The organism is Allomuricauda sp. R78024 (assembly GCF_044596045.1).
In the GTDB taxonomy this organism is placed as follows: domain Bacteria; phylum Bacteroidota; class Bacteroidia; order Flavobacteriales; family Flavobacteriaceae; genus Flagellimonas.
The window spans coordinates 711,155-734,595 of sequence record NZ_CP138995.1; the positions used below are offsets into that span (position 1 = coordinate 711,155).

Below are 23,441 nucleotides of genomic sequence, written 5' to 3' on the forward strand. Positions count from 1 at the left end.
AAGAGAGACATTTTTTAAGGTCCTTACTTTCCCTTTATTGCAAACATCTCTGCTATAGATTATGCAGGATTAAAAACAACTGCCCCTTACGTGTTTATTGCAATATCTCACTAATTTGAACAACGGGTTGAATATTGGTATAATTTGGGATGTCGCCCACAATTTTTTCTGCATTTGGCCCGAAAGAATTTTGATAGGCCGAAAGCTTGTCAAAGTATAAATATCCAATAGCCAAATATGGAATTGGTTCATCTGGAGTCCTACCCGCTATTCCTTTATCAATTTTTGACAGCTTCAATGAGTCGCCCAGTAAACTTGCCACCATTGGCATGTGTTTATTGGAATAGTAGTTCATGTCAAATGTTTTCCCGTCACCGTTCGGATATAATATCGTCACTTTGACCATACCCTTTTTACTTTTGGAAGTATCACTTGTTATACTCTGCTGGCAACTGGCAAAGAGCGCAGTAGCGCCAAGAATTAAGAGGATGATTTTGGTTTTCATTTAGTTGAGATTTAATGGGTGGTTAAAAATTAATGTTTTGATTTAGTATTGGTTATAACAGTCTTGTATAAGAATAGTGTGGTTTTGTGCGCAAAGATTTTCCTCAATAGCTCGAAGTTAACAAATAAGCGCGGATTTCAGTTTAGGAAATCCGCGCGCAATGGATTATAGCCACTGCTAGGTTTAGTTTTTTAGATCAGGCTGTATTTAGAACGATACTTTCATAGTGCGAGACGGAACACTCTGAGATAAATTTTTCCATTCCCTTTGGAATATGGGCCTGATTCCAATTTTGTCCAGCAAATTCAATCAAATCCTTTTCAGTTTCCCATTGTGAAATCATAATAAATTCCTGCGGATTCCATTTAGTAGGTCGACCTATTTCAAGCGAAATTAATCCTTTGTAGTTTTTAACTACGGGAACAGAGATTTCTTTAAACTTAATTTCAAATTCAATGTGTAATTCAGTTGGTATTATTGCCTTAAATATTCTGACTATCATCTTGTTCAATATTAAATCTAAGGTGTTTATAAGGATGTATTTTACATCCTTATACCCCAAATATGGACTATAATCGATGTAATTGCCCATCTTTTTTTATATCTGGATATAAATACCCAAATAAAAAGGTAAGGAAAACCAACGTAAAAAACGGGTTTTCCTTTACCATTTCTTGAAAGTGCCGACAACTTGTCAAAATATGGTTATTTTACACTTGCCTAAAATTTTATAATGGAATTTGAGGTGTAACCTGGAGGACGGTCTTTCTGAAATAACTATAGTAAACAATGCCTATTGGCTTGAAAAAAGGCAAAATTATAAAGAAACAAAATGAATAAATTCATCTTATTAGCATCATTGTTGATCCTGTCATTGAGTGGTTTTGCTCAGGATAAGGACAATTGGGAACTGGTTTATCATAATGATGAGGTTGGAAATACGATTGAAGGAGATATTGAGATACTGATTGAAGCAGTAAGGAAGGGAGAAGAAATAAGGATTTATTGGTCTGCTCCAAGTGCAAATGATAAAACCAAAAAAGTGGAGCACTTTGCAGATGCTAAATTCCTAACTGTTTTAAGCGATTCCGTAGTATTCGCACAGATTGATGCAATTACAGGCCAAACACCCGATTTTGACTTGCAAACCATCACGTTTAAAGAAAATCTGGAATGGTCATTAATGGCGGCAACCAATGGAAAATCTGATACCATGATGCGAAACGTTGTAACGGGTGAAATTATAGGACACAATTTGGTTCCATTTGCAATTAAATGGTATGCCAAAAAATGATGTTTTCCAAAGAAGAACAACGTAAATTAAAGGTTCAAATAAAAGATATACAAATAGAAGTTCCTTTGAAAAGACACGAGCTATTTTGTTAATTAACAATTAAACATGTTGCATATACAACTTATATGTGTACCTTTGTCTCATGAAGTATCAACTAGAACAGTGTATAGGCTCTAGGATAAGGCGTTTATCCCGAATAGCTGACGGGCATATTAGAAGTTTTTTGGGGGACCATAAAATCACCGAAAACCAAATGACCATCCTGTTTACCTTACACGAACTGGGCAGGGTTGAGCAGGGAAAAGTGGGAGAAGTACTTTGTCTAGAACGATCCACCGTAAGTAGAAATATTAAACTTCTGGAAAAGCAAAACCTATTACTGCGTACCACAGAATATAGACCTGAGGTTGAACTGACCACACAGGGTTTGGATTTAGTAAAAGTACTTATCCCGCAATGGGAAAAGGCAATGGATGTCCTCGTAGAACAAATACAAGCGGATGGAATGAAGAGTCTTAACATGCTGGAAAGTAGAATGCATTAAAAAATTTATGAGTAAAGTTGTATATACAACATATTATTAATGATTAACCTTAAAATAAACACAATGAAAACAAATCAAGAAAATTCTAAATTACTGGACACCAAGAAGTTGTGTATTCAAAGATTTGGACTGAATATCCGTTATGCTGAACTGGGCAACAGTGACAACCCAACAATCCTGCTGTTACATGGGGTTCCTGAAAACTTATATGCATGGTATGACATTGCACCATCATTGTCAAAGCGCTATCATGTTTTAGCTATTGACTGGCCCGGTTTTGGAGGCAGTGATGCCTTTACCAATCTGAAGGATCACAACCCGCGCACTTTTGCCGCTATAGGTATGGATTTTCTAGATACGCTTAAAATTCAGTATGCGCATATTATAGCAACGGACATTGGATTTACTCCTGCTTTGATCATGGGGGCAGAAAACCCTGAACAAATTGGCCAGATGGTGGTAATGGATGGAATCCCATTTCCTACTACGGCTTATTCTTCATGGGAGTTGAGAAGCTTTGGGCGCAAAAACTCCATTACGGCAAAAGCACTGATTAAATGGTTCCCAAAAATTTCCGCCAAGATTGCTTACCAAAAAGGGTTTTACAAAGGCAACAATATACCCAAAGAAGTTCAAGAGGAATTCCTGGCAGATGGTTATAAAATATCAACTCAGAATGCTTTTTTATCCTACTTCCAAAACAATGCGCCAGGACAAGCTTATTTAGAAAGCAGAATACATGAAATTCAACAACCTGTATTGGTTATCTGGGGAAGGCATGACCGTTTTATCAATGTTAAACTTGGAGCGCTTTTGGTAGAAAAACTGCCCAATGCGCATCTGGAAATTATAGAAGACTCGGGACATTTTGTACATATGGATAAGCCTGAAGCTTTACTCAAGCTTACTTATGAGTTTTTAACAACGGAACCCATTCAAAGCACAACGATAAATGAGTAGCTTTTTTACAAAGTAAATGTTGTATATACAACCAAATACATAAAATCATGAAAACAAAATTATTGATTTACCTCTCAGTTTTGATTACTAGCATTATTATGTCTTGTAATACTGTGGAGACAAAAACAGCTGTGGAGCCTTATGTTGAGAATTTACACATTGAACAGAATACTTCTATTGTAGCACTTAGCAAATCACTGCATCCCTCCAAGGATTTTGTTGCTTTTAAACAACATGAAAATGACCGTAGTTTTCATTCTGATATTGCTTTTTATGAAGTGGTATTGTCTTACGGCCCAAGTCAGGACCCCAACCCCATATTCCTTCTAGCGAATGCTTACATAGCTACCAATCAGCAGAATTATGGTATTCGTTATTTTGAAAACATACTTGAAAGGTTTCGTTTTCAAATGTCGGGTGAAGTTAGGTCTAATTACCTATCGGCCTATGCCCTTTTGCGGGCAAGTTATGCTGATAATGTTTCCCTTTTTATACGAATGGGCTGGGTAAAAGAAACGTTCAAGGTTTTGGAAGAAGCCCAAAATCTGTCTCAAAACAATCCTTTGGTTCATTGGGTATCTGGCATTATCTATGCACAAGTGCCTTGGTTTTTTGATAAAAAGGAAGAAGCCCTTGAAGAACTTCTATGGTTGACAAATCGTCCAGAACTAGAACCCACACCGGGCTTTTATCGTGAAGTATATCACTACCTAGCTAAACTATATGCGGAAGAAGGTGAGATGGAATTGGCAAAAAGCTATTTGGTTCAAAGCGGCTATACAGACTATGAACCAAAAATGTTATTCTCGGGTTGGTTTTCCACTACCAAAGAGAAAGGTCTTTTGTTTGCCCCGACTCCATGGATAGAAGAGGTTATTCCTAATAGAGTCTTTGCAGTAAGAGGGTTTGGATTTTCGGACCTGCATTTTGTGGTCTCCAAAAATGGGCAAGAACTATTGTCCATTGATGCTGGAACCCAACCATATAGTTACAAGGAGGGATATGAGTTCTTATTGGAGCAATATCCTGACTTACCTCCATTGACCACCGGTTTGATCACACACGCTCATTGGGACCATATTGGGGGGCATACTTATTTAAAATCCTTAGGTCCGGGAATAACGCTTTACGGGCGCGAAAATTTTCAAGGAACGGTGAATCGTATACTAAAAAACCATAGTTATACTCAATTCAGAGGCGTCAACTTTAAAGACAGTTGGGTTAGTGAATACAAGCCAGATGCAATTGTAGATTCAATAAGCGAGATTCACATTGGTCAGTCTAAAGTAAAGCTTATCCCTGTTACAGGAGGCGAAACTGAAGACGCACTTCTATTTTATTTTCCTGAACTTGAATTGGTCTTTATGGGTGATGCACTCATGCCCTTTTATGGAGAACCTTGGACGGAAGAAGGCTTCATTAATGAAGCCCTGGAAGTAATGGACACCGCACTTGACCTTAACCCTAAATATATTTTACATGGTCACGTGGGAATAACCATACTGTATAAAAACACTGAACAATTAAGCGCATATCGGGATGCTTTTAAATGGCTTGTAAATGAAACGAAAAAACATTTAAGGAATGGCTATTCTTCTAAAGATATTATACGACTCAATTTGATTCCTCCAGGACTACAAAACCACCCAGAAATTTTCATCAGCTATCTCTCACCTAGAGACCATATCATAGCGAGAACTGCGGATCATATGGTGGGTATATGGCAAGAAGAAGTCAGTGGAAAAGATCCTGAAGGGCTTGATGTTATCACCTCAGTAGAGCGAGGTCGATTTTTGCAGTTGTATTTGGGTCTCTCGGGAAATCAGGTGGTAAAGGCCCTAAAAAAAATGATTGATAACGGAGATAACGAATTGGCACTGCAGATGGCAATAGCCGCCGAAAGCAGGTATCCAGCAAACACGAAAATTACTAATTTAAAGGAAGAAGCAGCCGACCGATTGCGAAGTTCTGTGCAGTTTTTTGACCCCTTTAAATTTGTGACCTACACAGAAATAATTGGGAAGGAACACCATCCAATTTCAAAAGAATAGAAAAAGCATTGGATAATGCCAAGAAAGCAAATTTTGATTTAGCTTCCTAAAACTTTATCCAATTCCAGGTATTTGGAACTCATGGTACTTAGTGCAAATGCAGCAGCAGATGCCGTAAATACAGAATAGTCCAAGGGACCTTTTATTCCCGTTGAAAACGTCATAGATAGACCAAAAAGCAGTAAAAGCACCCCACTCAGTTGAGCAAAGAACTTGGTTTTAAAACCGAGCAATAGAGAAAGGCCAAAGAGGATTTCTAAAAATGTTGCGGCAACGGCGACAAAAGAAATCATCTGACCGGGAACCCAAGGGTTTAAGAGTTGGGTGTACTCAACAAAACTGTTCCAGTTGCCCCATGCAGAAATCGCTGCGTCCCACATTCCAAACCTATCCGCACAAGCAGAAAGAAAACCTACGGCTAATGCAATCCTCAAGAAAACTTTTATATACTTTGTGTTCATTTTTTGTTTGATTTAAATTGATGTTTGTTTAAGCTGAAAGTTATAACAATTCCACATCCTGAAAGGAAGAAAACGCTTCATTTATTTCTAAAAAATGTATTTGAAAGATGACATTTTCTATTTTTGGTTATATACGATAAAACAAGATGAGCCAAACCAAACTAATATTAGTGATTTTCTTGGGATTACAGGTCGTGACCTCTCAAGAATTACCACAGTCCGCAATTGATGAAATAGTGAGCGATTACCAGGCTAAAATGGAACAAGCAACTGTGCTAAAAGATTGTGGGCATGCATTTGATGGGCCAGCATTTATTATTAAGCAGTTTGAAAATAATTGGTTGGATGCGATGCTTTTGGTTACAAGTGATTCTAAGAGTACCATTGGCAGGGATATCTACAATCAATATAAAGTGTTGGGTAAAATAGATAATGGGCATAGTATATACCCCAAAGCAGAAGAGATACTGAAAAACCTGACCAAATATGTTAATCGGAAAGATGTTACATACCGTTTGAGTATTTTAAAATCGGATGAAATAAACGCATTTGCTACACTTGGAGGATACCTTTACATTACTACCGGTTTAATAGATTTTGTGGACTCCTATGATGAGCTGGCCTTTATAATAGGCCATGAGGTGGCTCATGAAGACAAACTACATACGCAAAGAAAAGTAACCAAGCTAACACTGTCCGCAGACTTGTCAAATAGAACACGAGTGCAAATCTTTGGTGATATTGCCAAAGGCCTGAACAGCACTTTCTCTCCACCGTTTGATCAAATAGATGAGTATGAATCTGATAAACATGGTTTTGAACTAGCACGCAACGCAGGGTATGATGTAAATAAGTTTGCTGATTTCTTCAAAAAGCTTGGGAAATATCAGAAGCAAGATTTAATCAAAAAACTGACTTCCACCCATCCATTTGCAGAACACAGAAAAAAATGCATCGAACAATATATTGTTAACCGTCAATAGCAACTACCCAGATGTATTTAGAATTTAATCGTACCAGACTGGAATTATCGGAAACTCCCATCTCAATTGGACGAAAGGGACATGGGGCCGATGTTGAAATAGATTCCCGTACTGCATCCCGCAAGCATGCTTTGGTGAAAAAAGTGGGCACTAAGGTATTTATCAAGGATTTGGAAAGTGCCAATGGCATTTTATTGAATGCAAAAAGAATTGTATCCAATGATTGGGTGGAAATTACACTTAAAGATAGGGTTACCATTGCTTCTCAAACCTTTAATCTGTTTGATGAAGTAGTAGTGCCAGTAGAGGAGGAAATTTCTTCACAACCAGAGAGTGCTGAAGAGCCACAGCTTAAGGAGACCTCAGATTTTAAATCACAAATTGATAAAAAGGGCTTTCTAAATGTTGGGAGGCTGCCCTCTAACGACATTGTCTTTGACGACCCTACGGTAACGCGTGTTCATGCAAGAATTAGTGTTGAGGATAAAAAGTACTATGTTGAAGACCTTGGCTCTAAAAATAAGACCTATATAAACGGGAGGGAGGTTACAGGTAAGGTGGCTTTAAAGGATAGCGATATTGTCACCATATCCTCATATATGATCAACCTTGTTGAGGGAAGCAAAGATTTAAGAAAGGAAAAATATGCGATAAAGGCTGTTTCTATCCAAAAGAAATACCCAAACAATAAAATTGGACTTCAGAACCTTTCCATGGACATTCCCAATTCCAGTTTTGTCGCCCTTATGGGACCTTCAGGTTGTGGAAAATCTACATTGCTCAAGTGTTTAAATGGGGATAACCCAGCAACCTCTGGAGAAGTTTTCATCCATGGTTTATCACTGAGAAAAAATTTCAACCTAATTAAGAAAAAGATTGGGTACGTGCCTCAGGATGACATTATCCATAAAGAATTGACCGTATATAAAACATTGTTTTATGCGGCAAAATTACGTCTGCCGGATGATACCACAAATGAAGAAATAAACAAAAGGATAAACAAAGTAATAACAGACCTTAATCTAAATCAAGACAAGGAAAAAGACATTAAGGAGGTTAAAGTGGGTAGCCTCTCTGGGGGGCAACGCAAAAGAATTTCCATTGCGGTAGAATTATTGACCGAGCCAACTATTTTGTTTTTAGATGAGCCAACATCTCCGCTTGATCCAGAGACCATAGAGAGTTTTTTAATGAGTTTGCAAAAACTGGCACATTCTGGAACCACAATCGTTATGGTTACCCATAAACCGGAAGATTTAAATTATGTGGATCAGGTTATTTTCTTGGGAGTACAAGGACACCTTGTTTACAAGGGCCGGGCACAACTGTTAACCAGTCATTTTGGCGCGGAAAATATTATACAGGTGTATAGTAAAATGAGCGACTCAAATATGGTGAAATCTACCTATTACCAAAAGCCAAATGCAATAGCATATAAAAATTCCAACACAACGGATTTTAAACGGGACAAACCAGATTCGCTATGGTTACAACTTTACTGGCTTGTGTCTAGATATTTCAACATCAAAATAAACGACAAGGAGAATCTATTGTTGCTATTGGCACAACCCGTTATTATTGCCGGCTTGGTATGTTTGGTGTTTGACCGGCTTCAAATAGGGGTGCTATTTTTAATGGCTATATCCGCAATATGGTTTGGGGTAAGCAATGCAGCAAAAGAAGTTGTTGGGGAGCTTTCCGTATACAAAAGGGAGCGTATGTTCAACCTCAATATACATACCTACATACTTTCTAAATGGATAGTGCTAGCCCTTATTGCCCTAGTACAAACCATCGTTTTTGTAAGTGTGATATACCTCAATTTCAAATTCAATACATATGGTGATTTTGATGAGGTTTATCTTAGACCTTATGGCCAAGGAATTCTGTTCATGTTCTATATTTCTTTTTCAGCATCTCTTATTGGGTTATGGCTTTCATCATCTTTAAACTCTACAGAAAAAGTAATGACCGTGGTTCCTATTGCTTTAATGCCTCAGATTATGCTGGCCGGGGTAATGACAAAAATCAATAATGTTCTTGTAGAGATTTTAAGCTTTTTTACTCTTGGCAGATGGGGCACGGAAGGTTTTGCCAGATTGCAGGATGAGGCTTCTCCTTCCCACCCAAGAAATTTAGGATCCAAAGAGAGTGTTTTAACATCATACCCTTCACCAAGTAATTTTAATGCCAGTGCAAAAGAAGTATCAGACGCTTCAACAGAGCTTAAAAAAGGTGTTGTGGAAGATTCTGCCTCCGCAATGGATATTTTGGATTTATACAATCAAAAATTAATGGATGAAGGGAGTTTGATAGGAGGAGTGTTCAATAGCTTTGATAAAAACATACTTGTAATAGCGCTGTTGAATGTCCTTTTTTATATCCTGATTTATTCGGCTTTAAAGAAAAAAGACAGTATTTAAATGATTCAAATGCGAAAGATATTTATACTCTTACTGGGATTGGCCATATGTACTTCTTGCAGTAAAAAACCAAAATTTATTCAGGTGGACAATGTTTCCATACTTGGATTAAAAGATAGCCTCTTATTGGTCACCATGGATTATGTGGTATACAACCCTAACGATGTAAAAACTAAATTGAGACAATCTGGGATGGAGATATTCTATAAAGATTCTCTTGTGGGAAACGGGTATTTGGACAAACAGATAAATTTAGTGGCCAATGACACTCTTAGCGTACCTGTACGTTTTGAAATCGCTGTAGAGAAATTACACAAATACTATCCAGAACTTATCACGTCTGATTCCACCGTTTTTTCCATAAAAGGAAATAGCCGGGTAAGTTTTCTCTTGAATTCTTTTACGATTGATATGGACGATGAAATCCATTTAAATACGAAGAGTATAATCCATGAGCAAATAAGAAAAAATTTAAGTACAGCTGATAATTTTAAAATTCGATCAATATCCTCCAACAGGCTCCCATCATTTAACACAACCAAATTACAGCTTCAGATAGAAACCCAAAACAACCTTCCATTAGACTATATGATAAATGAGTTGCAACTTGATTTTTATCTGGATAAGAGCCGCGCTAAAGTTGCCAATTGGCAGCTTTCTCAACCCTTAAGACAAGAAAGCCTGCAAAAAGCTTTGATCCCTGTAGATGTTACCCTAAACAATTTTGATATTTTAAAACAAGCCAAATTGTCTTGGCTTACAAAAACCGAAGTTAATTTTAGTATTTTGGGAGAGATAGCGATACAGATAGAAGGATACGAATTTAGAGTGCCAATAGAAGACAACTTAAATCTTGCTTTATAGCAAACAACATAGAAAAAGCTCTTGAATGACCGACCAAGAACTGATAGACCAACTTAAAAATGGCAATGAGGGGTGCTTACAACATCTTTATCAACATTTAGGGAAGGTAAAAGGATGGATATCTCAAAATAGTGGGAATGATGACGATGCCCTTGATGTTTTCCAAGAGGCGATCATAGTTTTCTACAAAAATGTAATGGCGGGCAAATATGAACTTAGGAGCAAGATAAGCACCTATCTTTTTGAAGTTTCCAAACGGCAATGGCTCAACCAGCTAAATAGAAGAAAGAAATATGAAAAACAGAGCGATGGGGTTGTGGCTGTGGATTGGGGGCAAGAGGATGATGAAATTGAATTTACCTACAAAGGACCCTCTCTCAAAAAATATTTAATGGAAGCGCTGGAAAAGCTTGGGGAACCCTGTAAGTCCTTGTTGGAGACAACTATTTTTTTAGGTATGCGAATGGAAGACATAGCAGAGAAATTTGATTATTCTGGCCCACGTTCAGCAAGCCAACAGAAATTGAGATGTTTGAAAAAATTAAGAAGCGGCATATCTTATGAAGTCATTATAGGCCTTAAATAACATGGAAGAAGATTTAAGACATATAGATTTAATAGATAAATACTTGAGCAATGCCTTAACCAAGTCTGAAAAGGAAATGGTTGAAAAACGCATTGCTGAAGATGCAAGTTTTGCCAAGGAACTAGAAGTCTACAAGCAAATATATAAGGGAATAGAACAACAGGGTGATACTGTCTTAAAAGAAAGGCTCACATCATATTACAATAGTTACAAAGAAGAAAATAAAAGCAAGACCAACAAAGGGTATTATCGCAGACTGGTTGTATTTGGCAGCGGAATAGCGGCTTGCGTTCTTATAGGATTGCTATTGTTTTTTTATTATCAAAACGATGGACAGAACCCTAGTTTTAAAGATGTTAACCCAATTATAGTTGACATTGATACGGTGCAGTCCAATAGGAAGGACACTATAGAAAACCCTATTGATGAAGAGCGTTTAGTACAAGAAGAAAAACCGCAGCAAACAAAAACAGAAAATCAAGTTGACGAAGAATTGGTCAATCAAGAGGGACTAAAAGACAAGTCCAGGGATACCGTTCAGTTAGACAATAACAATATAAATAACGATACTCAATTGGCTTTAGGTGGCTTTACGCCTCTTCCTCCAGAATCGGTTAGAACGATAGAATACCCACTTCCCCTGCGGTATACTTTTGATGGCGATAAACTAACACTTTTTGGAGACCCTTTACTATCTAAATTACAACTGCAGCTTATAAAGAACAAAGAAGAAGAATATGTTTTGTTTTATAAAAACAAATACTTTTCAATTGATAAAACAGCTGGCGTAAAACCTTTGGAAGAGTTGCGAACCGATAGTTCTTTTGGCAATTCATTATTGAAGATAAAACCAAAGCTAAATCCATCCAAAGAGAAATTGGACATAGTGTTGGAAGACATCACTAGGTTTTCAGGGAAATCTAAAAACCTAAAGGTAAATTACGATTCAGAAAGTTCTTTGGGCACTTATTTTTTTAATGAAACAGAGAACACGCTTGAACTTATAATAAACTCAAATTTGGATTCTGAAATAGCCAAGGTTTATGAGGTCAAGGAAAAGAATAGACATCGTTACTTTTTAGTTGAAGGCACAATGATATATGAGTTGGATGTCCATGCTAAAGAACCCAAGCCGTTGGAACAGGTAGAAATCACCAAAAATAAAATGGCTCGCCTTTTTATGGAAAAAGCCTCCTTTGAAACTACAGTGTATACAGAAAAATGAAATAGAAGTATTTAAAAAGCACCTTGGGCAAATACCAAGAATTAAATAAATTTTAGCTGAGTTTAATACTTTAAAGATGACATTTCACTTTTCTTGTTATATAGAATAAAACAACAATGACCAACAAAGAAAGAGCCCTACTTGTAGCAGAAAAAGCCCACTCAAATCAGCAATATGATATATACCCATACATATACCATATAAAGCAAGTGGTGAAAATAATCGAAGATTTAGGGTATGATGAAAGTGTTATCGTGGCGGCTGTGTTGCACGACACCTTAGAGGATACAGATCTTTCATATAACGATTTAAAAAAGGCATTTGGGGAAGAAGTAGCAGAGATTGTTTATGCCGTAACTGATGAGTTGGGAAGAAATAGAAAGGAACGTAAAACAAAAACATACCCAAAGATAAAAGCAAATTGGAAGGCCACGGTAGTAAAAATATGTGACCGTGTTGCCAATATGGAACAATCCAAAAGGTACAATCAAAAATTATTTGAAACCTATAAAGGAGAGCATGAAGAATTTTGTGACCAACTGCGTAATGATGAACATCCAGATGTGGAAGTGAACAAGGCATGGGAAAGGTTGTTTGGGTTGATTAAGGAAGTAAATAAGTGACCCATAGATTTTAAAGTTTACCTAGAAGAAGAAGTTTTTTAAATTGTAATACGATTAGCCTAACACTCAACCAAATGAAACTAAACCAATACGAATGGGATCCCGAAAAAGATAAGCTAGGAGAAGGTGCCTTTGCAGAAGTTTTTAGAGCCAAAGACACCTATGCCAATAGGAACGTAGCGCTCAAAATCTATAAAATAGCGGTCACCTCTGGCGATATGGGTAGTACAAGGCAGTCCAAGTATAGTTTAGAAAAAGAGTTTAATAATTTGGAAGGCCTATCCCATACAAACATCATAACTTATTTTGGTCTTAACTATATAAAGCATACAGATGCCATGGGTAGGTCTGGCAGCTATCCCGTGATTATCATGGAGTATGCTAACCAAGGAACCTTAAAGGAATTTGTAAAGACTAAACCTTCAAAAGAGGTACTGGACAAGCTCATTAGGGATATTGTCCTGGGTGTGGGATATCTACATGAAGAAGGGCTTTTGCACAGAGACCTAAAGCCAGGGAATATTCTGATTACCAAAAATAAAAAAGGAGTTCCTACCGCTAAGATTTCAGATTTCGGGATTAGTAAGGATACACTGTCTGCAGAAAATATTACCAAGTCTTTTACGGAAATGATAGGAACGCCTCATTATATGGCGCCAGAACAGTTCCACAAGAAGAAATTTGGTTTGGATGGCACCATAAGTTCAAGGACTGACTTGTGGGCTATTGGAGTAATTGTTTATAAAAGTTTAACGGGCAAATATCCTTTTGGCGAGGGAATGGATGATATTGAATTAGTTCGTGATGCCATCACCGAGAAAGACCCTGACTTAAATAGTATTCCAGAAGATTACAAGAAGCTGCTTTCTATATGTTTTGAAAAGAAAGCCATTAACAGACCATCTTCTGCGGAAGAATTATTACAATATATAAATTCTGATTTCAAGGCGCCTATTAAAGAAAAAAAGGACGCAGATAGAACAATTGTTGAAGAAGAAAATCCTCAAGAAAAGGACCTTGATAATACGGTATTCATCACAAAAGAAGGAGAAGAAAAACCTGAAGATGATCAAAGTTCCAAAGTAACCAAACTTCAAAAAATAATACTTTGGATTTATGCTGGAATTTCGATTCTATGGTCTGCCTACTTGATTTTAGATTCAGAGAATACTGTATATGCCTTTCTTCTTTACCCAATATCAGTTTTCCTCTTTGCTGTTTTTTATGTCAAGCCTAAAAACCAATATACCTTGCCAAAACTCCTTAACACAGGGTTTTTATTTTACTGTAACCTAATAGTTGCTTCCGTTGTAATAGCAATGTCAGTAAATAGTAGTTTAAAGGCAGAAGACTATGTTTTCCTATTTTTAGGAATAATCCAAGGACTAGTTTTCTGTTGGTTGGTTTATAGGGATATAAAAAACACATCCCAAAAATCCAAAAGAAGGTTCGCTATCGAAAACTATCTGGCATTGTTTTTTTTATTGACCTATTGTATATCGTATTTCTTCGATATTTATGAAGACACCATTGGTTTTATGGTAGTGTTATTATTAGATAAACAATGGATGGTGCTTACACTCATGCCCAATGTACTATTTATTGCCGCCCTATTCTTCTTTATTTATAAAAAACATAAAGACTTTGGAAACACATTGATATTATTTTTTATCGCAAGTGTTGGTATTGCTTCATTATGGTGGCTGTTTTTAGAAACTAATTCTTTGTTTTTTCAAGGCGGGAAAGGTTTTTATAGTTCTTTGATTGCCAAGGTGAGCTCTAAGGTATATATCCAAGACTTTAAGATAGGGTATTACATGTGGTACTTTTCTATGTTTTTTGGATTTATGGTAATCATTTATTCGGCAATAAAAGAGACCAGCTTCAAAAAATACTTCTGGCCTGCAATAAGCATTTTCACACTTATTTTAGGAACCTTGTTTTATAGCCAATGGGCTAAATCAAAAATCGGATATGACTTTAATGAAGGCATAGAAAACGTAAATTATTCCCAGTTTATAGAGGCTTTGGACAACAGAGCCAAGTGGCATTTTGAAAAAGGAGTGGTAAATAGAATATTAGGAAAGTATACTGAAGATAATGCAGATGAACTAAAAAGAATGCTCCGTCTTTTTGTAGATCATAGTGGATTAACAACAAGAATAGATGACAAACAACTTAAAGCAGCTGTTGAAACCAATGATGCTGAGGTTTTGGAGATTCTAATGACTCCAAAAGTAGGAGGATTTACAGAAGACGTAGATTTTATTGAAGATGAAAAAAGTCTACTGCAAATGGCTCGTGATCAACAAAACACTAAAATGGACACGCTGTTAATAAACAAAGGGGCCAAACTTACTGATAAAGAACAAAAAGCAGAAGATCTAAAAAGGCAGGAAGAACAAAAAGCCAAGAAATTTAAATATCATGAGAATTTCACCAACGGTTCAACAAAGTTCCCAAAATTTTCTGATACAAATAAGGAATGGACCTACGAGTTTAGTGCCTATAAGATAAATGTAAAAAATAAGGAGCTAAGCCACAAAAAAACGGCTTATTTTGATATAGATGCCGCAAAGCCTTATTCGGTAAGCACAAAAACAATCAGGGGAAGCAGTAAAGCAGCGATAGGATTGGTTTTTGATTATAATGGTTCTGATGACTATCATATTGCTGAAGTGGGTAACAACACAGTAAATATACATAAATATGAAGGCGGTAAATGGAACAAAATAAAAGGGGTTAATGTTACTACCAAAGAAGGGACAAACACGATAATGATTCGTAAAAACGGAAATTATGTCTCCTGTTATCTAAATGGCAAGATTGTTATTTCTAGCCAGCCAATACAAAGCACGGGGGGCAAATATATGGGAATGATAGTCTCTAACCCCAGTAGTAATCCTGTTCTTTATTTTGATGATTTTAAAGTTGAGGGGACAAAAAGATGATCTACAAAAAAGAAACCAAGGACAATGAGCTCTATGTCTATATGAACGGCAAGCTTATATATAAAAAAATGGTTGTCAACCGGACAGTCTATCGTTTTTGATGTTAGGGCATATGACCGATTTACCTTAAGCTCTATTACAGAAGAAAAGGACACTTAATTTAAAAGTAAAACCTCTTCCTAAACTCCATTACAACAATCTTGAATAGAACATTTTAAGTTCTATTCAAGATTTTTTTGTTTAAAAAGATGACATTCTTAAAAAGTAGTTATAAAGAATAAATGTATAACTAAAACCTTTTAAAAATGAAATCTAGAACAACCCTTTTGATGCTTTTGTCAATTATGATTTTTGGATCGGCAACAGCTCAAAATGAAAGAAGTAGAACAGATCGAACCAAAGAAAGAACTAGTAGTCAAGGAAATTGACAAGACGGACCGCACTGTTGAGGAAACCAATGCACAAATAGATAGTACTACCGTAAGTATTGAAAACACCATTGAAGGAACCAAAGAGACAATTGATAAAGTAGGGAAAATACTTTTTGGCTCTAAGGAAGGTAAGGCTAAATCTAAAAACATCGTTGTCATCCAGATTCATTCTGTGGAGTATGGGAATGAGAACTTGAGTCAACTGCAAGAACACATTAAAGGAATAAAAAGCGTAAAAAAGGTATCTAAGACTTTTGCTAACAACAATGCAACCATTAGCGTAGAATCTAAAAAAACAGCAGATGATATATGGCAAGAAGTACCGCAGAACTTAAAGCAAGGCTTCACTATAAATAGTGTTTCAGAGAATACCATTTCTTTAAAAGCCAATAACTAGAATTTTTAAAATCGATTTTTAAACAAATACAAAATGAAGACTATTTACACCATATTAACCATGCTATCTGTGATGTTCTTATCCATTAATTGCGACAATGATAATAGCAGCGAAGAAGAAATAGCAAGTACAGATGCCAGGGGCGTAATTACCTTGTCAGGAGAAGACACTGCTGAAATAGGGACCCAATTAGAAGTAGGAGATATAAACTATGGGAGAAAAGATTTAACAGGATTGGATGAAACTATCATAATAGTACCCAAGGGCGCTAAAATATCAGAAGACGCGCCTGATTTGCCTTTAAATGACCCTGATTATGTAGAATCTATTATAAGTTTTGAGGATATAGAAAACACTTTTGTAATAGTTCTTGGACAAGAATTGATTTCTATGGTCATTGTGGTCAATGGTATAGAGAGACGTTACATATGCGATTCACTTTTTGAAACCTCAATAGCATGTGGGTCTATTATATTAGATGCTGAAGCGAAAAAAAGTGTGCTTTCTAATGTTACTGTAAAGAATGTTGAAACAGGCACAATTCTCACCATGAATGGTACTGTAAATTGGTGATTTTTGAGAACCGTATTAATTCTTGGTAAACAATGGATGTGCAATGAAATATCAGATCGGACTATTATTTGTTTTAATTAACTTGGGATTTATTAATGCCCAAATAACTGATTATTTTAGCGAAACTATTGGCTTTAGCTGTTCTTTTGTTGGAAAACCAACATACGTTGTGAAGAAAATGCATCAGTATATTAGTGCATCCAGATATGATGAGATTGGACAACTTTTGTATTCACATAACACAGCGGAACGTATTATGGCAGTTATAGTATATGAAGAATTAATGTTTTCTGGAAAATTAACCTTAAGAAGAGATCAGAAAAAAACAATACGAGAATTGTACAGATCGGAGAGTAAAGTATCCGTCTGTTCTGGCTGTACTTTTTTTGGATTGGCAACCGTAAAGGATCTTTTAAATAATATAGACACTTATGGTATAGGGCGTAAAATGCGCTTATGGGTAAAAAGAGAATTGATGAAACAGGCAGTTATTAATTAAGTATGAAAGACAATATAGAAATACCATTGAGCAGAATAAAACTGGTGCTTATAATTCTTGGTTGCGCTATGTTTCTTGCATTGAGTGTATTTATTCTTTTAAATGCGGAAAACATGCAAACCCGAAAAGCTGAAAATCCATTTATAATGAGGGCAATTGCGGTTATAGCTATTTTATTTTTTGGTGCGATACTCATTTCTGTGTTCAAAAAACTTTTTCAAAACCGCATGGGGATGATAATAAGCGATAAGGGCATATGGGATAATTCAAATGGGGTAAGCATTGGGTTAATTGAATGGCAAGACATTCAGAACATCAGAAAATCCCAAGTGATGCTGACCAAATTTTTGCTTATAGATGTTAAGAATCCGGAGAAGTATTTAAACAATGCAAGCAGTAAGTTCAAAGCTTCTATTATGCGTAGGAACATGCAAACCTATGGAACACCAATTTCCATTTCCTCTGGCGGATTAAAATGGGGGTTCAGAAAAATAGAGTCAACGATTATTAGGGAGTTTAAAAGGCAAAAACAGATTCCTTTTATGCAGTCAACCAAACCGACAACAAATAAGGATATATGAAAGTATTCACTCCTGTCTATATTAATGAAATCGGAAATCGGAATAACAATGAAGATTCCATACACCCTGAAGAACCAACAGGAAAAGATGAGCTTTTTTTGGTATGTGACGGGGTAGGCGGGCATGAAAAAGGAGAAGTAGCTTCATCTTTGGTGTGTAAGTATATGGCAGAGTTTATTAATAAGAACTATGCTGATGTAAAGGACGTTGATATTTTGCCCAAAGCACTGGAGTATACAGAAAAAAAACTTGTTGATAACATTTCTACTGTACCCGCTCTAAAAGGAATGGCAAGTACCCTAACGTTACTTAAATTATCACATAACAAAGAGCACGCGCTAATAGGGTGGATAGGGGACAGTAGAGTGTATCACCTTCGTAATGGGGAAATATTGTTCCAGACCAAAGATCATTCTGAAGTACAAAATTTACTTGATATGGGTGAAATCACCCAAGAAGAAGCAGAAAATCATCCTCGAAAAAATGTCATTACAAGAGCCGTAAGCGGAGTAAGGCCCACTAGAATAGATCATAAAGTGATTGAAGATATTAGAAAAAATGATTTCTTTTTGTTGTGCACTGATGGTATTCTAGAAACATTGGATGAAGATAAAATAAGGAATTGGTTCACATCAGAAAGTACAGCCGAAGAAGTAAAATCCAAAATCCTAAAAAATGCTTCGGGGAGAACCCAGGACAACTATTCCTTGTATCTCATCAAAATCAAAAAGACAGACACAGAACAAACTCTTGACCTGCAAAATACAAGTGCGACAAAAGCAGTTTTTGAGACAAACTTGAAAAATAAGAAAAACCCTAAACCCTATTTAAAAATTGTATTTTTTATACTACTGTTATTGCTTGGGTTTTGTTTGTACAAACTATGGGACTTAGGACAATAATGCTAACAGAGCACACAAAAAATTCAACCAATAAAACCTAAAAAAAATGAGATTATTTTTACTACTCTTTTCATTCGCCATATTAATTCCAAACGTAGCATCTGCTAAGAAGATAGGAGGTCTTTTTGGAAAAGACGAAAGCATAAAGGAAATTATGGCTTTAGAAGGCAAAGGCCCTAATGGGGAAGAAGTTTATCTTGCCTATAAGACTACCGGAACGTTTTTCTTTATGGGGGCATATTTATCTGATGATGGCTATGTTCTTGGTATACGTGGCACCTCAGGGTCCTATTATCCTTTAGATGAGAAGCAAATCAAAGCATTTCAAGAAAGCGGTTTTTTCCCAACACCTTTGCCTGAATACGAAATTCCGACTATGGATTGGGTATGGGGGTTTGCATTGTGGATTTTGCTTATTGTTATAGCTATTATATGGTTTTTTCCAACGAATGGGAACAGCTTTGAAAGAGGATGTAAATATTATTTTGGGAAAGAAACAGCTGTAGATTATGGGAAGGCCTATAAGTTGTTTAAAAAATCAGCCAGCAAAGGATTTGCGCCTGCACAATATAATTTAGGAATCATGTACCTCAATGGCCAAGGGGTTCCGAAGGATGTTCAAAAAGCAATTTCCAATTTTATGTTAGCCTCCGATCAAAACTATGCAAATGCCCAGTTCCAAATTGGAAGCCTTTATTTTAACGGACAAGAAATACCAAAAGATTTAAATAGAGCCCTATCTTTTTATACATCTGCTTGTAACAATGGTAATCAGGATGGTTGTAAGATGGTAAACCATATAAATGGCAGCACTAAATAACCTAAGGTCGTGGTCTTTCTATTTGAATAAAATAGCAATTGCTCCAATGGCTGTAACAATTAAAATGAATCTTTTATAGTTGCGGTCATTGATCTTTTTTACAAGTACAACACCTAAGAAAAGTCCAGTAAGAATAGCTGGAAGTAACTTAATGTTAATCAACAATGTTTCTGGGGAAATGGTTTTCCAAACAAACAGATGAAAGGGCAATTTAAAAAGATTGGTGATTAAAAAGAGCCACGCAGCGGTGCCTACGAATTCATTTTTTGGCAAACGCATGGCCAGAAAGAAAATATTGGTAAACGCACCTGCCAAATTCCCGATCATGGTACAGATACCTGCCATAATCCCTATAGAACCAGAAAAGAACCAATGGGTAGGTATAGCCTTGGATTTTCTTTTATCCCACCAAATCAACATTCCTAAACTTATAAGAATGACAACTACCATGCTTATTTTAAACTCTTTTTCTGGTAAGTCCTTTCCAACGAAAACCCCTATAAGAATACCAGCGAGCATCCAAGGTAAAAATTTTAAGATATGATTCCATTGGGTGTGCCGGTTGTAATATATTACAGCAAAAACATCTCCCACCAAAAGCAGAGGAATTATTAACCCTGTAGATTCTTTGGCTCCAAAAGCCAAAGCCATAAGCGTTACATTGAAGATAGAAAGGCCCTTTAACCCTGCCTTTGAAATCCCCATTAGAAACGAGGCAGTAGCCGCCATGACCCACGCTATTAAAGAAGGTTCAAATGTTGTAGATAGCGTCAAATTTGGCGTTTAGCGAACAAAGAGCAAAGGTATTCTAAAAAATTATACATTAGCAGTTAACCAAACCAATAAAATATGGAACTCAGCACGCTGGACTACAGTCTTATAATTGTTTTTTTTGCCATTGTTTTGGGAATAGGGATTTATGTTTCCAAAAAGTCCGGTAAGAGCTCATCAGAATACTTTTTGTCTGGCAGAACAATGCCTTGGTGGTTATTGGGCCTATCTATGGTCGCTACAACCTTTTCTACAGACACTCCAAACCTTGTTACCGATTTAGTAAGAACCAATGGAGTATCTGGCAATTGGGGTTGGTGGTGTTTTCTGCTTACAGGGATGCTTACTGTGTTTGTATATGCCAAACTGTGGAGAAAATCTAATGTAAAAACGGATCTTGAGTTTTACGAACTTCGTTATGGAGGCAAGGCTGCAAGTTTTTTAAGAAAATTTAGAGCCATTTATCTTGGGGTATTTTTTAATGTTATTACCATGGCTTCAGTTACTTTGGCGGCAATAAAGATTGGCGGGGTTATGCTGGGCCTTGAACCTTGGGAAACGGTTGTAGCTGGAGGGCTTATAACGGTTATCTTTAGTGCACTTGGTGGATTTAAAGGAGTTGTCTATAGCGATTTTTTACTCTTTTTTGTTGCCATGGCAGGCGCAATCGGAGCTGCTTATTACTTGGTGAATATCCCAGAAGTGGGTGGGATTCAAGCTATTATGGAAAATGAAAATGTAAAAAATAAATTAAGCATTCTACCAGATTTTAGCGATAAAAAAGCCTTGATTACCATGTTGGTTATTCCGTTGGCTGTACAATGGTGGAGTTCTTGGTATCCTGGTGGAGAACCGGGCGGAGGAGGATATATTGCACAACGAATGTTGGCAGCTAAGAATGAAAATCATGCTATGGGGGCCACATTTTTTTTCAATATTATGCATTATGCATTACGTCCTTGGCCATGGATTTTGGTAGCACTGGCTTCCTTAGTTATATATCCTGATGTTGCAAGTATTCAAGAAGCATTCCCTAATGTTGCGGAAAGTAAATTAGGGCAAGACCTTGCCTACTCGGCAATGCTGACCAAACTTCCAAGTGGTCTGTTAGGTTTAGTACTAGCTTCCTTGGTTGCGGCATATATGAGTACTATTTCAACTCAATTGAACTGGGGCTCCTCTTATATAGTATATGATTTTTACAAACAGCAAATCAATCCAGACGCAACAGAAAAGCAAATGGTTAACGTAGGAAGATTATCCACGGTAATCCTCATGATTTTAAGCGCATTTTTAGCATTGGCATTACAAAGTGCGATGGGAGTTTTCAATTTACTGTTATCTTTTGGGGCAGGTACGGGACTCATTTTCATTTTACGATGGTTTTGGTGGCGTATCAATGCTTGGAGTGAGATTACGGCAATGTTTTCTTCAGGGATTTTAGCTATTCTTTTAGAAACAACTGCATTAAAAGAGATACTTTTTAGCTCGGAAACCGGAGTATTTCCAGAGTGGGGAGAATTGCCATTTATTATGATAATTACATCAATAATATGGCTTACCGCTACTTTTGTTACCCAACCAGAAACTAAAGATGTGTTGAGAAGCTTTTATATTAAAATTCAGCCAGGCGGGCCGGGTTGGGCCAAAATTATTGAAGATGCAAAGCAGGACAACGTTGAGATTGTTGTGGGCGACCAAAAATGGAGCGTACCATCTGGGATTACAGCAATGTTATTGGGCGTGGTGTTAATTTATACTATAATGTTCGCTACAGGGTATTGGATTTATGGCAAAACAAATTTGGCTTTGATATTGACGGGAGTTGCTGGAGTCTCAGGATTTTTGCTGATAAAGGCTTGGAATAGAATGAAGGATAACATTTTATAATATTACCATGAAAAGCAGGATACTCTCTGTTGATATTTTTCGTGGAGGGACCATTATTTTGATGATTTTGGTGAACACACCGGGAACATGGTCCAATGTGTACGCACCCTTTTTACATGCAAAATGGCATGGCTATACCCCCACCGATCTGGTATTTCCATTTTTCTTGTTCATTGTTGGCACGTCAATTGTGTTCGCATACCAAAACAAGAAAGCAGATGCTGCCGTCTATAAAAAAATCGCGATTCGAAGTCTAAAACTAATTGGGCTAGGTCTCTTTCTTGGGGCTTTTACCATTAGTTTTCCATTCATAAAGGATTTCTCTTCAATAAGATTTCCTGGGGTGTTGCAACGTATCGGAGTGGTTTTCTTTTTTGCAGCGATCCTCTTTTTAAACCTTAACTGGAAAAGGTTAATTTGGGTTGCAGCAATTTTATTGATAGGATATTGGCTATTAATGGTTTTTATTCCTGTTGAAGGTATAGCGTCTACGTTGGAGCGGGCGCCAAACAATTTGGCCAATTATTTGGATGTTCAAGTTTTTGGAACCCACAGCTATAAGCCAGACTATGACCCCGAAGGTTTACTAAGTACAATACCGGCAATAGTAAGCTCGCTTCTAGGAATTTTTACCGGATTGATACTAGCTTCAAAACAGGAGAAAAAAACAACTATTCTGTTTGGACTGGGAGGTTCACTATTGTTAGTAGGACATCTTTTGGATTTTGTTTTTCCAATTAACAAAGCACTTTGGACAAGCAGTTTTGTTTTGGTAACTACGGGTTGGGCGAACATTGTTTTAGCATTGATTTACTATCTAACAGATGTAAGGGGTATCAAGTTCGGGAGCATATTCAGGTATGCTGGAGCAAATGCAATAGTGGTTTACTTTCTGTCCAGTTTTATCACCAAGTTGTTTTATTCTATAAAAGTTGATGAAGATACCTCAATACACGGATGGCTTTTCAATAAAATCTATGTTCATGATTTTATGTCCATGGAGCTATCATCATTACTCTATGGTTTAAGTGTAGTGTCTTTTTATTGTCTTTTGGCTTATGTACTTTATAAAAGAAAGATTTTTATAAAAGTGTGATGCTGCTGCTC

23 protein-coding genes are annotated in these 23,441 nt (G+C 36.7%); 19 read left to right on the plus strand and 4 right to left on the minus strand.

Annotated features, from left to right (window positions below; translation table 11 throughout):
- Positions 1-94: 94 nt before the first annotated feature.
- Complete coding sequence (locus tag SJY44_RS03140; RefSeq protein WP_396591244.1) at positions 95-505, minus strand: EthD family reductase; 411 nt, start codon at positions 503-505, stop codon at positions 95-97.
- Between the two features lie 196 nt (positions 506-701).
- Positions 702-1,097 carry an antibiotic biosynthesis monooxygenase family protein gene (locus SJY44_RS03145; protein ID WP_396591245.1) on the minus strand — a complete coding sequence of 132 codons (396 nt, stop codon included), beginning with the start codon at positions 1,095-1,097 and terminating at the stop codon, positions 702-704.
- A gap of 240 nt (positions 1,098-1,337) precedes the next feature.
- Between SJY44_RS03145 and SJY44_RS03150 the strand changes: the two genes are divergently transcribed.
- From SJY44_RS03150 to SJY44_RS03165, 4 genes are all read left to right on the plus strand, one after another.
- Positions 1,338-1,799, plus strand: coding sequence for a hypothetical protein (locus tag SJY44_RS03150; RefSeq protein WP_396591246.1), 462 nt, complete (start codon positions 1,338-1,340; stop codon positions 1,797-1,799).
- Positions 1,800-1,941: 142 nt separating this feature from the next.
- Complete coding sequence (locus SJY44_RS03155; protein ID WP_396591247.1) at positions 1,942-2,343, plus strand: MarR family winged helix-turn-helix transcriptional regulator; 402 nt, start codon at positions 1,942-1,944, stop codon at positions 2,341-2,343.
- Between the two features lie 63 nt (positions 2,344-2,406).
- Complete coding sequence (locus tag SJY44_RS03160; RefSeq protein WP_396591248.1) at positions 2,407-3,303, plus strand: alpha/beta fold hydrolase; 897 nt, start codon at positions 2,407-2,409, stop codon at positions 3,301-3,303.
- 47 nt (positions 3,304-3,350) lie between these two features.
- Entirely contained in the window at positions 3,351-5,354 is a 2,004-nt protein-coding gene (locus tag SJY44_RS03165; RefSeq protein WP_396591249.1) for an MBL fold metallo-hydrolase, read from the plus strand.
- 38 nt (positions 5,355-5,392) lie between these two features.
- Here the strand turns inward: SJY44_RS03165 and SJY44_RS03170 are convergent, their stop codons facing one another.
- The gene (locus SJY44_RS03170; RefSeq protein WP_396591250.1) at positions 5,393-5,815 is read right to left on the minus strand and encodes a DoxX family protein; all 423 of its coding nucleotides are present in this window, start codon (positions 5,813-5,815) and stop codon (positions 5,393-5,395) included.
- A gap of 146 nt (positions 5,816-5,961) precedes the next feature.
- Between SJY44_RS03170 and SJY44_RS03175 the strand changes: the two genes are divergently transcribed.
- From SJY44_RS03175 to SJY44_RS03235, 13 genes are all read left to right on the plus strand, one after another.
- On the plus strand, positions 5,962-6,798 hold the full coding sequence (locus tag SJY44_RS03175) for a M48 family metallopeptidase (RefSeq protein ID WP_396591251.1): 837 nt from the start codon (positions 5,962-5,964) through the stop codon (positions 6,796-6,798).
- 11 nt (positions 6,799-6,809) lie between these two features.
- Positions 6,810-9,221 (plus strand): ATP-binding cassette domain-containing protein, encoded by a 2,412-nt coding sequence (locus SJY44_RS03180; RefSeq protein ID WP_396591252.1) that lies wholly within the window; start codon positions 6,810-6,812, stop codon positions 9,219-9,221.
- Positions 9,222-9,230: 9 nt separating this feature from the next.
- Positions 9,231-10,085, plus strand: a complete 855-nt coding sequence (locus SJY44_RS03185) for an LEA type 2 family protein (protein WP_396591253.1) — start codon at positions 9,231-9,233, stop codon at positions 10,083-10,085.
- 25 nt (positions 10,086-10,110) lie between these two features.
- The gene (locus SJY44_RS03190) at positions 10,111-10,671 is read left to right on the plus strand and encodes an RNA polymerase sigma factor (RefSeq protein WP_396591254.1); all 561 of its coding nucleotides are present in this window, start codon (positions 10,111-10,113) and stop codon (positions 10,669-10,671) included.
- 1 nt (position 10,672) lies between these two features.
- A complete protein-coding gene (locus tag SJY44_RS03195) occupies positions 10,673-11,896 on the plus strand; it encodes a hypothetical protein (RefSeq protein ID WP_396591255.1) in 1,224 nt (407 codons plus the stop codon).
- Between the two features lie 116 nt (positions 11,897-12,012).
- Positions 12,013-12,519, plus strand: a complete 507-nt coding sequence (locus SJY44_RS03200; protein WP_396591256.1) for an HD domain-containing protein — start codon at positions 12,013-12,015, stop codon at positions 12,517-12,519.
- Positions 12,520-12,593: 74 nt separating this feature from the next.
- The gene (locus tag SJY44_RS03205; RefSeq protein WP_396591257.1) at positions 12,594-15,470 is read left to right on the plus strand and encodes a protein kinase; all 2,877 of its coding nucleotides are present in this window, start codon (positions 12,594-12,596) and stop codon (positions 15,468-15,470) included.
- A gap of 372 nt (positions 15,471-15,842) precedes the next feature.
- Positions 15,843-16,298: a hypothetical protein gene (locus SJY44_RS03210; RefSeq protein ID WP_396591258.1), complete on the plus strand. Its 456-nt coding sequence runs from the start codon at positions 15,843-15,845 to the stop codon at positions 16,296-16,298.
- A gap of 33 nt (positions 16,299-16,331) precedes the next feature.
- Positions 16,332-16,871, plus strand: a complete 540-nt coding sequence (locus SJY44_RS03215; RefSeq protein WP_396591259.1) for a hypothetical protein — start codon at positions 16,332-16,334, stop codon at positions 16,869-16,871.
- A gap of 43 nt (positions 16,872-16,914) precedes the next feature.
- Positions 16,915-17,370, plus strand: coding sequence for a hypothetical protein (locus tag SJY44_RS03220; protein WP_396591260.1), 456 nt, complete (start codon positions 16,915-16,917; stop codon positions 17,368-17,370).
- 2 nt (positions 17,371-17,372) lie between these two features.
- Positions 17,373-17,951: an STM3941 family protein gene (locus SJY44_RS03225; protein ID WP_396591261.1), complete on the plus strand. Its 579-nt coding sequence runs from the start codon at positions 17,373-17,375 to the stop codon at positions 17,949-17,951.
- Positions 17,948-18,853: a PP2C family protein-serine/threonine phosphatase gene (locus SJY44_RS03230; protein WP_396591262.1), complete on the plus strand. Its 906-nt coding sequence runs from the start codon at positions 17,948-17,950 to the stop codon at positions 18,851-18,853. The genes SJY44_RS03225 and SJY44_RS03230 overlap by 4 nt, the downstream gene beginning before the upstream one ends.
- A gap of 46 nt (positions 18,854-18,899) precedes the next feature.
- Entirely contained in the window at positions 18,900-19,673 is a 774-nt protein-coding gene (locus tag SJY44_RS03235; protein ID WP_396591263.1) for a tetratricopeptide repeat protein, read from the plus strand.
- Between the two features lie 18 nt (positions 19,674-19,691).
- Here SJY44_RS03235 and SJY44_RS03240 read toward each other — a convergent pair whose 3' ends face one another.
- Positions 19,692-20,402: a sulfite exporter TauE/SafE family protein gene (locus SJY44_RS03240; protein ID WP_396592114.1), complete on the minus strand. Its 711-nt coding sequence runs from the start codon at positions 20,400-20,402 to the stop codon at positions 19,692-19,694.
- A gap of 120 nt (positions 20,403-20,522) precedes the next feature.
- On the opposite strand from SJY44_RS03240, the gene SJY44_RS03245 reads away from it, so the two are divergent.
- Positions 20,523-22,334: a sodium:solute symporter family protein gene (locus SJY44_RS03245; RefSeq protein ID WP_396591264.1), complete on the plus strand. Its 1,812-nt coding sequence runs from the start codon at positions 20,523-20,525 to the stop codon at positions 22,332-22,334.
- Between the two features lie 7 nt (positions 22,335-22,341).
- A complete protein-coding gene (locus SJY44_RS03250) occupies positions 22,342-23,430 on the plus strand; it encodes an acyltransferase family protein (protein ID WP_396591265.1) in 1,089 nt (362 codons plus the stop codon).
- The last annotated feature ends 11 nt before the right edge of the window (positions 23,431-23,441 follow it).